Origin of the sequence: Streptomyces sp. NPDC087215 (assembly GCF_044744885.1) — a bacterium.
GTDB lineage: Bacteria > Actinomycetota > Actinomycetes > Streptomycetales > Streptomycetaceae > Streptomyces.
Genome location: NZ_JBIUZD010000004.1, coordinates 247,895 through 260,136, shown reverse-complemented (window position 1 = coordinate 260,136; position 12,242 = coordinate 247,895). Strand labels below are relative to the sequence as shown.

The 12,242-nt window shown below is 69.7% G+C and carries 14 protein-coding genes and 3 tRNA genes; 14 read left to right on the top strand and 3 right to left on the bottom strand.

Annotation, left to right across the window (positions count from 1 at the left end; translation table 11 throughout):
• Window positions 1-2 precede the first annotated feature (2 nt).
• Complete coding sequence (locus ACIO92_RS14020; RefSeq protein ID WP_401236676.1) at window positions 3-1,283, bottom strand: amidohydrolase family protein; 1,281 nt, start codon at window positions 1,281-1,283, stop codon at window positions 3-5.
• Between the two features lie 217 nt (window positions 1,284-1,500).
• Between ACIO92_RS14020 and ACIO92_RS14015 the strand changes: the two genes are divergently transcribed.
• From ACIO92_RS14015 to ACIO92_RS13990, 6 genes are all read left to right on the top strand, one after another.
• Window positions 1,501-1,573, top strand: a tRNA-Thr gene (locus tag ACIO92_RS14015).
• Between the two features lie 44 nt (window positions 1,574-1,617).
• A tRNA-Met gene (locus tag ACIO92_RS14010) sits at window positions 1,618-1,690 on the top strand.
• Window positions 1,691-1,779: 89 nt separating this feature from the next.
• Window positions 1,780-1,944 (top strand): 50S ribosomal protein L33, encoded by a 165-nt coding sequence (gene rpmG / locus ACIO92_RS14005; protein ID WP_006604855.1) that lies wholly within the window; start codon window positions 1,780-1,782, stop codon window positions 1,942-1,944.
• Between the two features lie 81 nt (window positions 1,945-2,025).
• Window positions 2,026-2,478, top strand: coding sequence for a MaoC family dehydratase N-terminal domain-containing protein (locus tag ACIO92_RS14000; protein ID WP_366439675.1), 453 nt, complete (start codon window positions 2,026-2,028; stop codon window positions 2,476-2,478).
• Window positions 2,479-2,480: 2 nt separating this feature from the next.
• Complete coding sequence (locus ACIO92_RS13995) at window positions 2,481-2,909, top strand: MaoC family dehydratase (RefSeq protein ID WP_366439674.1); 429 nt, start codon at window positions 2,481-2,483, stop codon at window positions 2,907-2,909.
• A 58-nt stretch (window positions 2,910-2,967) separates the two neighbouring features.
• The gene (locus ACIO92_RS13990; protein ID WP_366439673.1) at window positions 2,968-4,026 is read left to right on the top strand and encodes a UDP-N-acetylmuramate dehydrogenase; all 1,059 of its coding nucleotides are present in this window, start codon (window positions 2,968-2,970) and stop codon (window positions 4,024-4,026) included.
• A 74-nt stretch (window positions 4,027-4,100) separates the two neighbouring features.
• Here the strand turns inward: ACIO92_RS13990 and ACIO92_RS13985 are convergent, their stop codons facing one another.
• Both ACIO92_RS13985 and ACIO92_RS13980 read right to left on the bottom strand, forming a co-directional pair.
• Window positions 4,101-5,123, bottom strand: coding sequence for an adenosine deaminase (locus tag ACIO92_RS13985; RefSeq protein ID WP_366439672.1), 1,023 nt, complete (start codon window positions 5,121-5,123; stop codon window positions 4,101-4,103).
• Between the two features lie 131 nt (window positions 5,124-5,254).
• Window positions 5,255-6,481 (bottom strand): pyridoxal phosphate-dependent aminotransferase, encoded by a 1,227-nt coding sequence (locus ACIO92_RS13980; protein ID WP_366439671.1) that lies wholly within the window; start codon window positions 6,479-6,481, stop codon window positions 5,255-5,257.
• Between the two features lie 206 nt (window positions 6,482-6,687).
• Here ACIO92_RS13980 and ACIO92_RS13975 point away from each other — a divergent pair.
• From ACIO92_RS13975 to rplL, 8 genes are all read left to right on the top strand, one after another.
• Window positions 6,688-6,760: transfer RNA gene (locus ACIO92_RS13975), tRNA-Trp, on the top strand.
• A gap of 103 nt (window positions 6,761-6,863) precedes the next feature.
• Complete coding sequence (gene secE, locus ACIO92_RS13970; RefSeq protein ID WP_366439670.1) at window positions 6,864-7,151, top strand: preprotein translocase subunit SecE; 288 nt, start codon at window positions 6,864-6,866, stop codon at window positions 7,149-7,151.
• A gap of 44 nt (window positions 7,152-7,195) precedes the next feature.
• The gene (nusG, locus tag ACIO92_RS13965; RefSeq protein ID WP_402281345.1) at window positions 7,196-8,149 is read left to right on the top strand and encodes a transcription termination/antitermination protein NusG; all 954 of its coding nucleotides are present in this window, start codon (window positions 7,196-7,198) and stop codon (window positions 8,147-8,149) included.
• 159 nt (window positions 8,150-8,308) lie between these two features.
• On the top strand, window positions 8,309-8,743 hold the full coding sequence (gene rplK / locus ACIO92_RS13960; protein ID WP_266895354.1) for a 50S ribosomal protein L11: 435 nt from the start codon (window positions 8,309-8,311) through the stop codon (window positions 8,741-8,743).
• An 85-nt stretch (window positions 8,744-8,828) separates the two neighbouring features.
• Window positions 8,829-9,557 (top strand): 50S ribosomal protein L1, encoded by a 729-nt coding sequence (gene rplA / locus ACIO92_RS13955; protein WP_366439668.1) that lies wholly within the window; start codon window positions 8,829-8,831, stop codon window positions 9,555-9,557.
• A 117-nt stretch (window positions 9,558-9,674) separates the two neighbouring features.
• Entirely contained in the window at window positions 9,675-10,580 is a 906-nt protein-coding gene (locus tag ACIO92_RS13950; RefSeq protein WP_401236685.1) for a hypothetical protein, read from the top strand.
• Between the two features lie 247 nt (window positions 10,581-10,827).
• The gene (gene rplJ, locus ACIO92_RS13945; protein ID WP_024755372.1) at window positions 10,828-11,358 is read left to right on the top strand and encodes a 50S ribosomal protein L10; all 531 of its coding nucleotides are present in this window, start codon (window positions 10,828-10,830) and stop codon (window positions 11,356-11,358) included.
• Between the two features lie 110 nt (window positions 11,359-11,468).
• Window positions 11,469-11,849 carry a 50S ribosomal protein L7/L12 gene (rplL, locus tag ACIO92_RS13940; RefSeq protein ID WP_366439666.1) on the top strand — a complete coding sequence of 127 codons (381 nt, stop codon included), beginning with the start codon at window positions 11,469-11,471 and terminating at the stop codon, window positions 11,847-11,849.
• Window positions 11,850-12,242 lie beyond the last annotated feature (393 nt).

Genomic DNA, 12,242 nt, shown 5'->3' with positions numbered 1-12,242 from the left:
ACTCACGACCGTACGACGGGACCGGCCGGAGGGCCCCCCGGCTCCGGCGGACGCTCCGGCCGCGCCTGCCTCGGCAGGTCGAGCGCCGCCGCCGAGTCGCAGTACTCCCGCACCGCGCTCGTCCGCGCCACCACCCGCCCCCGGTGCACCACGATCCGGCTGTACGCCAGCGACAGCACCCCCGAGAGGCGCCCGCCCCGCACCGCCACCAGCTCCGCCGGGAAACCGGCCTCCACCCGCACCTCCGGCAGCCCCATCACCGCCCGTGCCTCCGTGCTCACCGCCCCGTACGCCTCCTCCGCCCGCAGCCCCCCGAGCGAGGCCAGCAGGTACGCCGCCTCCAGCGGATCGCCCCGCCCCACCGGGTTCGCCACGTCCCGCAGCGCCCCGCTGCCCGCCGCGACCCGCACCCCCGCCGCCCGGAGCAGCCGCACCGGGGCGACCCCGCGCCGCTCGGTGTTCCCGCAGCCGCCCTGTGGCAGGCACACCACCGCCACCCCCGCCGCCGCGAGCCCGTCGGCCGCCCGCCGCGCCGCCTCCAGCGGCAGCCGTCCGAGCCCCGCGCCCGGCCCGATCGTCACCCCGGGCCGCAGCCCCCCGGCCATCGCCGCGAGCCGCGCGAGCCGCGCCGGGTCCCCGCCGTCCGTGTGCAGGTCCACCGGGACACCGTGCTCGGCGGCCACGTCGAGGACCGCCTCCACGTACCCGGAGGGGTCGGGGTCGAGGTCCGGGCAGCCGCCGACCACGCCCGCACCCATCCTCACCGCGTCCCGCAGCATCGCCAGGCCGTCCGCGCCCGCCACCCCGGTGAGCAGCCGGGGCACGGCCACGGCGGTCAGGTCCACGAGCCCGCGCAGCGAGCGCCGGGCCCGGAGCACCGCCTTGAGCGGCCCGAGCTCCTGCACGTCCCCGGTCCGCACGTGCGCGCGCAGTGCGGTCGCCCCGTGGCCCAGCTGGAGCAGCGCCGCCTCGGTGGCCCGCCGCTGCACCTCGTCGGGGGCGTACGAGACGGGGCCGGGGGAGTCGGCGGAGAGGGCGGTGTCGGCGTGGGCGTGGGGTTCGGCGGCGGCGGGCAGCAGCAGATAGCCGGTGAGGTCGACCCGGGCTCCGACGGTGGTGAGGCTCCCGGCGGTGCCGACGGCCTCGATACGGCCGCCGGCCATGCGGACGTCGACGGTCCGTCCGTCGGTGAGCCGGGCGTGGGAGAGCAGGAGCGAGGTCGTGTCGGCGGTGGTGGCACCGTCCTCGGGCGGCGGCTGGGGCTGCTTGCTGTCGGCTGACATCGGGCTCCTCAAGGCTCCTCAAGATCAAGATCACGCAGCGTGGGCCCGAGCCTAGGGGCGCCCGGACCGAGCTTCGAGGAGGAACGCAATAGTCGTACCGATGAGGCCACGAGTGGCGTACGAGACACCTGAGGACGCCCTGGTGGGGACCCCCGTGGGGGTACCGGGAAACGGATTTGGGTGATGGGCGGGGGACCGTGTAATGTCTTCCTCGCTCGCCCCAATAGCTCAGTCGGTAGAGCGTCTCCATGGTAAGGAGAAGGTCTACGGTTCGATTCCGTATTGGGGCTCTGGTGAGAGGGATTCCGCTTTCGGGCGGGATCCGGATCATCAAAGCGGTGTAGCTCAGTCGGTAGAGCAAGCGGCTCATAATCGCTGTGTCACCGGTTCAAGTCCGGTCACCGCTACACACGGTAGCCGATTGCGGGGTCGGTCCTTCGATCGGCTACCCTTTTATGCGTTCATCCGTCCCACCGTCCGTCCAAGGAGCACTCACGTGGCTGCCACCGACGTCCGCCCGAAGATCACGCTGGCCTGCGTGGAGTGCAAGGAGCGGAACTACATCACCAAGAAGAACCGGCGTAACGACCCGGACCGACTTGAGATGAAGAAGCACTGCCCTCGCTGCAACTCTCACACGGCGCACCGCGAGACGCGCTAACCAGGCTCGTACACGAGGCCGTCCCCACTCGGGGGCGGCCTCGTGTCGTTTGTCGGCAACAGATCCAGGAGGTACGAGCCCATGGCGCTCGACCAGTCCTTCGTGGGCCGGACCTATCCGCCCACCGCGCCCTACGAGGTCGGCCGCGAGAAGATCCGCGAGTTCGCCGAGGCGATCGGCGACGCGAATCCCGCGTACACCGACACCGAGGCGGCCGGGGCGCTCGGGCACCCCGATGTGATCGCCCCGCCCACCTTCGTGTTCGCCATCACGTTCAAGGCGGCCGGCGCGGTCGTCGAGGACCCGCAGCTCGGCCTGGACTACAGCCGCGTCGTGCACGGCGACCAGAAGTTCGCCTACACCCGGCCCGTCCGCGCCGGGGACCGGCTCTCGGTCACCTCCACCATCGAGGCGATCAAGTCCCTCGCGGGCAACGACATCGTGGACATCCGCGGCGACGTCCACGACGCCTCCGGCGAACACGTCGTGACCGCCTGGACCAAGCTCGTGTCCCGCGCACCCGAGGGGGCCTGACCATGACCGCGAAGATCGCCTACGACGAGGTCGAGGTCGGCACCGAGCTGCCCGCGGGCAGCTTCCCCGTGACGCGCGCCACGCTCGTCCAGTACGCCGGGGCCTCCGGCGACTTCAACCCCATCCACTGGAACGAGAAGTTCGCGGTGGAGGTCGGCCTCCCCGACGTCATCGCCCACGGCATGTTCACCATGGCCGAGGCGGTCCGGGTCGTCACCGACTGGGCCGGTGACCCCGCCGCCGTCGTCGAGTACGGCGTCCGCTTCACCAAGCCGGTCGTCGTCCCGAACGACGGAACCGGTGCCGTGATCGAGGTCTCGGCCAAGGTCGCGGCCAAACTGGACGACCGCCGGGTCCGCGTCGACCTCACCGCGACCTGCGCCGGCCAGAAGGTCCTGGGGATGAGCCGGGCCGTGGTCCAGCTGGGCTGAGGGCCGACAAGGGTACGTAATCCATTACGCACGCAATGGATTACGTACCCTTGGCCCCGTGCAGCTCCTCAACGACGCCCCCCTCGCCCCCCTGACCACCTTCCGGCTCGGCGGGCCCGCCGCCCGGCTCGTCACGGCCACCACGGACGACGAGGTGGTCGCGGCCGTCCGCGAGGCCGACGCCGCCGGGACACCGCTGCTGGTCGTCGGCGGCGGCTCCAACCTCGTCATCGGGGACGCGGGCTTCGACGGCACCGCGCTGCGCGTCGCCACCACCGGCTTCACCCTGGACGGCACCCGGCTCGAACTCGCCGCCGGTGAGGTCTGGACGGACGCCGTAGCCCGGACCGTCGAAGCCGGACTGGCCGGGATCGAGTGCCTGGCCGGCATCCCCGGCTCGGCGGGCGCCACCCCGATCCAGAACGTCGGTGCCTACGGGCAGGACGTCTCCGCCACCGTGACCGAGGTCGTCGCGTACGACCGGCACGCGGGGGAGACCGTCACCCTCAGCAACGCCGAGTGCGCCTTCTCGTACCGGCACAGCCTCTTCAAGGAGCACCCCGAGCGGTACGTGGTGCTGCGGGTCCGCTTCGAGCTGGAGGACGCGGACGGGATGTCCGCCCCGCTCAAGTACCCGGAGACCGCCCGCGCCCTCGGCGTGGAGGCGGGGGACCGGGTACCGCTGGCGAAGGCCCGCGAGACCGTCCTCGCCCTGCGCGCGGGGAAGGGCATGGTCCTGGACCCGGAGGACCACGACACCTGGTCGGCGGGGTCCTTCTTCACCAACCCGGTCCTCACGGCGCAGGAGTACGAGACCTTCCTCACCCGCGTGGCCGGGCGGCTCGGCGCGGACGTCACCCCGCCCGCCTTCCCGGCGGGCGCGGACGGCGCGGTGAAGACCTCCGCCGCCTGGCTGATCGACCGGGCCGGATTCACCAAGGGGTACGGGACCGGGCCCGCCCGGATCTCCACCAAGCACACGCTCGCGCTCACCAACCGGGGCGCGGCGACCACCGAGGACCTGCTCGCGCTCGCCCGCGAGGTCGTCGCCGGAGTCAGGGACGCCTTCGGGATCACCCTGGTCAACGAGCCCGTGACCGTGGGCGTCAGCCTCTAGGGCGGGCCAGGCGTCGGCAGGCAGGCGGGACTTTCGAAACGCGGCCCGGGGGACGCGGGCCGGGCTCCCGGGGATCAGGCCGCGATCCAGTCGTCGATCCCCGCGAGCAGCTTCGCCCGTACGTCCGGAGGGGCCGCCGAGCCCCGCACCGACTGCCGGGCCAGCTCCGCCAGCTCCTCGTCGGTGAAACCGTGGTGCCGCCGGGCGATCTCGTACTGCGCCGCGAGCCGCGCGCCGAAGAGCAGCGGGTCGTCCGCGCCCAGCGCCATCGGCACCCCCGCCTCGAAGAGCGTCCGCAGGGGCACGTCCTCGTGCTTCTCGTACACCCCGAGCGCCACGTTCGACGACGGGCAGACCTCGCAGGTCACCCCCCGCTCCGCGAGCTTCCGCAGCAGCCGGGGGTCCTCCGCCGACCGCACCCCGTGACCGATCCGGGCCGCCCGCAGGTCGTCCAGGCAGTCCCGCACCGACGCCGGTCCCGTCAGCTCCCCGCCGTGCGGCGCCGCGAGCAGCCCGCCGTCCCGCGCGATGGCGAAGGCCCGGTCGAAGTCCCGCGCCAAGCCCCGCCGCTCGTCGTTGGAGAGCCCGAAGCCGACCACGCCCCGGTCAGCGAACCGCACCGCGAGCCGCGCGAGCGTCCGCGCCTCCAGGGGGTGCTTCATCCGGTTCGCCGCCACCAGGACCCGCATCCCCAGGCCCGTCTCCCGCGAGGCCGCGTCGACCGCGTCGAGGATGACCTCCAGCGCCGGAATGAGCCCGCCGAGATGAGGGGCGTACGAGGTCGGGTCGACCTGGATCTCCAGCCACCCCGAGCCGTCCCTGACGTCCTCCTGGGCCGCCTCGCGCACCAGCCGCTGGATGTCCTCGGGGGAGCGCAGACAGGAGCGGGCGATGTCGTAGAGGCGCTGGAAGCGGAACCAGCCGCGTTCGTCGGTCGCCCGCAGCTTCGGAGGCGTACCGCTCCTGAGCGCCTCGGGGAGGCTCACCCCGTACTTGTCGGCCAGTTCGAGCAGGGTCGAGGGCCGCATCGAACCGGTGAAGTGCAGGTGCAGATGGGCCTTGGGCAGGGTGCTGAGATCGCGGTAGACATGCTCCATCGGCCGATCCTGCCGCACCCGAACGGACGAGAACACCCCGTTTCCCCGATCGGGACCTCGCTAGAACGCAAAAACGGGCCCCGGTTCCGAAGAACCGGGGCCCGTCAGAGCCGTCGCTCGGCGGACCTGACTCAGTCGGTCGCCTCGGCCAGCAGCTTCTGCAGCCGGGACACGCCCTCCACCAGGTCCTCGTCGCCCAGCGCGTACGACAGGCGCAGATAGCCGGGGGTGCCGAAGGCCTCGCCCGGGACGACCGCGACCTCGGCCTCGTCCAGGATCAGGGCCGCCAGCTCGACCGAGGTCTGCGGACGCTTGCCGCGGATCTCCTTGCCGAGCAGCGCCTTCACCGAGGGGTACGCGTAGAACGCGCCCTCCGGCGTCGGGCAGTACACGCCCTCGATCTCGTTCAGCATCCGCACGATCGTCTGACGGCGCCGGTCGAAGGCGGCCCGCATCTCCGCGACGGCGTCCAGGTTCCCCGAGACGGCGGCGAGCGCGGCGACCTGCGCGACATTGCCCACGTTGGAGGTGGCGTGCGACTGCAGGTTCGCCGCGGCCTTCACGACGTCCTTCGGGCCCACGATCCACCCCACGCGCCAGCCGGTCATCGCGTACGTCTTCGCCACACCGTTGACCACGATGCACTTGTCGCGCAGTTCGGGGACGATCGCCGGGAGCGAGGTGAACTTCGCGTCGCCGTAGACCAGGTGCTCGTAGATCTCGTCGGTGAGGACCCACAGGCCGTGCTCGACGGCCCAGCGGCCGATCGCCTCGGCGTCCGCCTCGCTGTAGACCGCGCCGGTCGGGTTGGACGGCGACACGAAGAGGACCACCTTGGTCCGCTCCGTGCGGGCCGCCTCCAGCTGCTCCACCGAGACGCGGTAGCCGGTGGTCTCGTCGGCCACGACCTCCACCGGGACACCGCCCGCGAGCCGGATCGACTCCGGGTACGTCGTCCAGTACGGCGCCGGGACGATGACCTCGTCGCCCGGGTCGAGGATCGCCGCGAACGCCTCGTAGATCGCCTGCTTGCCGCCGTTGGTCACCAGGACCTGGGAGGCGTCGACCTCGTAGCCGGAGTCGCGCAGCGTCTTGGCGGCGATGGCGGCCTTCAGCTCGGGCAGCCCGCCCGCCGGCGTGTAGCGGTGGTACTTCGGGTTCTTGCAGGCCTCGACGGCCGCGTCGACGATGTAGTCCGGGGTCGGGAAGTCGGGCTCACCGGCGCCGAAGCCGATCACCGGGCGCCCGGCGGCCTTGAGGGCCTTGGCCTTGGCGTCGACGGCGAGGGTGGCGGACTCGGAGATCGCACCGATGCGGGCGGAGACCCGACGCTCGGTGGGAGGGGTAGCAGCGCTCATACGGCCCATGGTCCCAGACCGGCTCAGGCCCCGGCACACAGGTTTCACGGACCGGACAGGAGCGGGCATTACCGGTCGTACGCGCGCCCGGCGGCAGGTCCGTCGTGGTTCCTGTTCGACGCGGGGCCCTCCGAGCACGTATGCTCACTGCTCGTTGGCCCGAACCGATCACATCTCACGATGCGGTAGGTTGGGGGCACCAGCAAAGGGTCGTAGCTCAATTGGTAGAGCACCGGTCTCCAAAACCGGCGGTTGGGGGTTCAAGTCCCTCCGGCCCTGCTACACACACCGCCAGGTGTTGTGCGCATGTACGTACTTCATTGCACCGCCGTGCGGCTCCACCCGGGCGCGGCACGGCCGACCCGGAATCAGGTGAGAGATCGTGACGGACGCCGTAGGCTCCATCGACATGCCTGATGCCGATGACGAGAACGCCGAGTCGACGAAGAAGTCCCGCAAGGGCGGCAAGCGCGGCAAGAAGGGCCCTCTGGGCCGTCTCGCGCTCTTCTACCGACAGATCGTCGCGGAACTCCGCAAGGTCGTCTGGCCCACGCGCAGCCAGCTGTCGACGTACACGACCGTGGTGATCGTCTTCGTCGTCATCATGATTGGCCTTGTCACCGTGATTGACTATGGCTTCCAGGAAGCAGTCAAGTACATCTTCGGCTGACTTCTTGTTCCACCCCATCTGTATCGCAGGAAGAAGCAGCCACCGTGTCTGACGCGAACCTGAACGACGCCTCCGAGTCCGCGCCCGTCGAGGACGAGCGGGACATCGTCGAGGCCGCCGAGGAGGACCAGGCGGACGCTGCGGACGACATCGCAGGCGAGGACGCCGAGGGCGCCGCTCTCCCCGTCGAGGACGAGGACGAGCAGGACACCGACGAGGACGTCGAGGTCGCCGAGGGCGACGAGGACGAGACCGTCGAGGCCGAGGAAGAGGCCGTCGAGGCCGAGGAAGAGGCCGTCGAGGCCGAGGACGCCGAAGAAGCCGAAGAAGAGGCCGCCGACTCCGAGGAAGAGACCGAGGAGGCCGAGCCGGCCGCTCCGGTCGACCCGGTCGCCGCGCTCCGCGAGGAACTGCGCACCCTGCCCGGCGAGTGGTACGTCATCCACACCTACGCGGGCTACGAGAAGCGCGTGAAGGCCAACCTGGAGCAGCGCGCCGTCTCGCTCAACGTCGAGGACTTCATCTACCAGGCCGAGGTGCCCGAGGAAGAGATCGTCCAGATCAAGGGCGGCGAGCGGAAGAACGTCAAGCAGAACAAGCTCCCCGGCTACGTCCTCGTCCGCATGGACCTGACGAACGAGTCGTGGGGCGTCGTCCGCAACACCCCCGGTGTCACCGGCTTCGTGGGCAACGCGTACGACCCGTACCCGCTGACCCTGGACGAGATCGTCAAGATGCTCGCCCCGGAGGCCGAGGAGAAGGCCGCCCGCGAGGCCGCCGAGGCCGAGGGCAAGCCGGCTCCGGCCCGCAAGCTCCAGGTGCAGGTCCTGGACTTCGAGGTCGGCGACTCGGTCACCGTCACCGACGGCCCCTTCGCCACCCTCCAGGCGACCATCAACGAGATCAACCCCGACTCGAAGAAGGTCAAGGGCCTGGTCGAGATCTTCGGCCGCGAGACCCCGGTCGAGCTCAGCTTCGACCAGATCCAGAAGAACTGATCCACACAGGTTTCCGACCAGGTCAGAGCAGCTCTCGCAGCCGCTCTGACCTGCTCGGTTTTTAGCCGCGCGTGTATACCCGTTATCGTTGTGCGGTATGCCTCCGTCCGGATGACCGGATGGCGGGCTGAACACTCTCACTAGGACCCGGAGAGAGCAATGCCTCCCAAGAAGAAGAAGGTCACGGGGCTTATCAAGCTCCAGATCAACGCCGGTGCGGCGAACCCGGCCCCGCCGGTCGGCCCCGCGCTCGGTCAGCACGGCGTCAACATCATGGAGTTCTGCAAGGCCTACAACGCCGCGACCGAGTCGCAGCGTGGCATGGTCGTGCCGGTGGAGATCACGGTCTACGACGACCGTTCCTTCACCTTCGTCACGAAGACTCCGCCGGCCGCCAGGCTGATCCTCAAGGCCGCTGGTGTGGACAAGGGCTCCGGCGAGCCGCACAAGACCAAGGTCGCCAAGCTGACGGCCGCCCAGGTCCGCGAGATCGCCACGGTGAAGCTCCCCGACCTGAACGCCAACGACCTGGACGCCGCGTCCAAGATCATCGCTGGCACCGCCCGCTCCATGGGCATCACGGTCGAGGGCTGATCACCTCAGCTCCCCGTTTGACCTCAGTGGTAGGGCCGGCGCTGGCCCGCACCACGACTCCACACCTGAACCAACAGGAGAAGAAGTGAAGCGCAGCAAGGCTCTCCGCTCCGCGGACGCCAAGGTCGACCGCGAGCGGAACTACGCGCCCCTCGAGGCCGTCCGTATCGCCAAGGACACCGCCGCCACGAAGTTCGACGGCACCGTCGAGGTCGCCTTCCGCCTGGGTGTCGACCCGCGCAAGGCCGACCAGATGGTCCGCGGCACCGTGAACCTCCCGCACGGCACCGGCAAGACCGCCCGGGTCCTGGTCTTCGCGACCGGTGACCGTGCCGAGGCCGCGATCGCCGCCGGCGCCGACATCGTCGGCTCCGACGAGCTCATCGACGAGATCTCCAAGGGCAACCGCCTGAACGAGTTCGACGCCGTGGTGGCCACCCCGGACCTCATGGGCAAGGTCGGCCGCCTCGGCCGCGTCCTCGGCCCGCGTGGTCTCATGCCGAACCCCAAGGTCGGCACCGTCACCCCCGACGTGGCGAAGGCCGTCAACGAGATCAAGGGCGGCAAGATCGAGTTCCGCGTCGACAAGCACTCGAACCTGCACTTCATCATCGGCAAGGTCTCCTTCGACGAGACGAAGCTGGTCGAGAACTACGCCGCGGCCCTGGAGGAGATCCTCCGTCTGAAGCCGTCCGCCGCGAAGGGCCGCTACATCAAGAAGGCGACCCTCGCGACGACGATGGGCCCCGGCATCCCGCTGGACTCCAACCGCACCCGCAACCTCCTCGTCGAGGAGGACCCGGCCGCGGTCTGAGCCCCACAGGCTCACTGAGTGGTCAGCCGGCCCCCCGCCTCCTCGGAGGTGGGGGGCCGGCTCTTTGCTACGGTCAAAGGAATCGCAAAGACCTTTGACCAAGGGGCGGGCACACAGATGAACAAGGCCATGTGGAAGCGCGCGGGCATCACCCTGACGGCCGCCGCCGTCGTGACGGGCCTCGCAGGATGCCAGGACGGGGGCGACAAGGCCGCCGACGCACCCGCCAAGGCGCAGAGCCAGGAAGACGTCACGAAGGTCATCCAGGCCGCGTACACGAAGACCGCGGCCGCCAAGTCGGCGAAGATCAAGATGACCATGGAGATGCCCGCGGCCGTCGAGGGCGGCGGCACCATGGAGATGACCGGCGTCCAGGGCTGGGACCCCGCGGTGATGGACGTCACCGTCAAGGGCTCGATGCTCTCGGCCGGGGGCCCCGGCGCCCCCGAGCAGATGCGCATGGTCGTGCGCGACAACGCCATGTACATGGACATGGGCGCCGCGCGGGCCGCCGAGATGGACGGCAAGCGCTGGATGAAGCTGGACATGACGGCCATCGCGGAGGCTGCGGGCGGCCAGGCCGCGGGCAAGTCGATGACCGGTGGCCTGGAGAACATGAACCAGGACCCGGCCAAGCAGCTCGCCCTGCTCCTGGAGTCGCCCGACCTCAAGCACGTCGGCCCGGAGAAGGTCGACGGCGTCGACACCCAGCACTACAAGGGCACGCTGACCCTGGAGCAGATGGTCGCCGCCAACAAGAACCTCGACGTGCTCTCCGAGAAGGAGCGCACCGAGCTGGTCGCCGGGGTCAAGAAGGCCGGCATCAAGGCGTACGACACCCAGGTCTGGGTCAACGCGGACGGCTACCCGGTCCGGATGGACCTCGGCATGAAGATGGACCAGGGCACCGTGAAGATGGGGATGCGCTACTCCGACTACGGTGCCGAGGCCACCGTCCAGGCCCCGCCGGCCAAGGACACCGTGGACCTCTTCGAGATGCTGAAGGGCCTCGGCCAGAGCTGATTTGCCCTGGACCGATCCGGTCACGTACGCTTCCACAGAAGCCAAAGACCGCTGGTCGTCACCGCACCGTCAAGGTGTGGTGGCCGAAGGATTCGCTGAGACGCGAACGACCCGCGCAGGTGACTGTGGAAGAGTTCCCGACTCCTCGTGATTCGGTCGAGCTGAGCCCCGTGCGCCTGCGCCGGGGCGTTTTGTTTTGTTCAGTCCCTTCCGCGCGGTCCCATCACCCGGAAGGAGGCCGACGCTCATGGCAAGGCCCGACAAGGCTGCCGCGGTAGCCGAGCTCAAGGACAAGTTCCAGAGCTCGAGCGCCGTCGTGCTGACCGAGTACCGGGGTCTCACCGTGGCGCAGCTCAAGACGCTGCGTCGTTCGCTCGGTGAGAACGCCCAGTACGCCGTGGTGAAGAACACGCTGACCAAGATTGCGGCCAACGAGGCCGGGATCACTTCGCTCGACGACCAGTTCACCGGTCCGACGGGCGCTGCCTTCATCACCGGTGACCCGGTGGAGTCGGCGAAGGGTCTTCGTGACTTCGCCAAGGAGAACCCGAACCTCATCATCAAGGGCGGTGTCCTTGACGGTAAGGCGCTGACCGCCGATGAGATCAAGAAGCTCGCGGACCTCGAGTCCCGCGAGGTTCTGCTCAGCAAGCTGGCCGGCGCGTTCAAGGGCAAGCAGTCTCAGGCTGCCTCGCTCTTCCAGGCGCTGCCGTCGAAGTTCGTCCGCACCGCGGAAGCGCTTCGCGTCAAGCTCGCCGAGCAGGGCGGTGCCGAGTAATTCGGCTCGCGCATTGATCCGCGCCGCCTAGCGCGCGGGTCGCAGCGGGCCGTTACGCCCGCCTCTACATACATCCGGCACCTGCCGAATTAGTGGAAGGATCGCCCATCATGGCGAAGCTCTCTCAGGACGACCTCCTCGGCCAGTTCGAGGACATGACCCTCATCGAGCTCTCCGAGTTCGTGAAGGCCTTCGAGGAGAAGTTCGACGTCACCGCCGCCGCGGCCGTCGCCGTCGCCGGTCCGGCCGGTCCGGCCGCCGCCGAGGCCGTCGAGGAGCAGGACGAGTTCGACGTCATCCTCGAAGGTGCCGGCGAGAAGAAGATCCAGGTCATCAAGGTCGTGCGTGAGCTGACCTCCCTCGGCCTGAAGGAGGCCAAGGACCTCGTCGACGGCACCCCGAAGCCGGTCCTCGAGAAGGTCGCGAAGGAGGCCGCCGAGAAGGCTGCCGAGTCCCTCAAGGCCGCCGGCGCCTCCGTCACGGTCAAGTAAGACCGTTTCGGCTCGCTGAGCTGACTCCCGCCGCCGTGTAACGCGGAGGCATCGAGAGGCGATCACCCAGATGGGTGGTCGCCTTTCGGCGTTCCCCGGAGACGGGCGTGGCGGGGGTCCTGGGGTCCGTCGGGAGCGGAGTATGGTGATCTTCGCCGTGCGCCCCGCAGACCGGGGGCCTTGACGAACCGCACGCAGCGCGCAATTCTCAGGACGCGTCGTCACAACGATCCGTTTCCGAGGCATGGATCGACGACTGAACGGGCAGTATCGAGGTGCGCCACACGGCGCGAGGTACCGCGGAGTTGAGAGCAACGAGGGTCGCGAAGAAGTCGCCCTGGACATCAGTGAGCCAAGTGGCTACACTGACCCTTTGCGCTGCCTGTTAGCTGC

Coding starts and splice junctions, on each gene's coding strand:
- ACIO92_RS14020 (WP_401236676.1), bottom strand. CDS start 1,283: ATGTCAGCCGACAGCAAGCAGCCCCAGCCGCCGCCCGAGGACGGTGCC.
- ACIO92_RS14000 (WP_366439675.1), top strand. CDS start 2,026: ATGGCGCTCGACCAGTCCTTCGTGGGCCGGACCTATCCGCCCACCGCG.
- ACIO92_RS13995 (WP_366439674.1), top strand. CDS start 2,481: ATGACCGCGAAGATCGCCTACGACGAGGTCGAGGTCGGCACCGAGCTG.
- ACIO92_RS13985 (WP_366439672.1), bottom strand. CDS start 5,123: ATGGAGCATGTCTACCGCGATCTCAGCACCCTGCCCAAGGCCCATCTG.
- ACIO92_RS13980 (WP_366439671.1), bottom strand. CDS start 6,481: ATGAGCGCTGCTACCCCTCCCACCGAGCGTCGGGTCTCCGCCCGCATC.
- rplK (WP_266895354.1), top strand. CDS start 8,309: ATGCCTCCCAAGAAGAAGAAGGTCACGGGGCTTATCAAGCTCCAGATC.
- ACIO92_RS13950 (WP_401236685.1), top strand. CDS start 9,675: ATGAACAAGGCCATGTGGAAGCGCGCGGGCATCACCCTGACGGCCGCC.
- rplJ (WP_024755372.1), top strand. CDS start 10,828: ATGGCAAGGCCCGACAAGGCTGCCGCGGTAGCCGAGCTCAAGGACAAG.
- rplL (WP_366439666.1), top strand. CDS start 11,469: ATGGCGAAGCTCTCTCAGGACGACCTCCTCGGCCAGTTCGAGGACATG.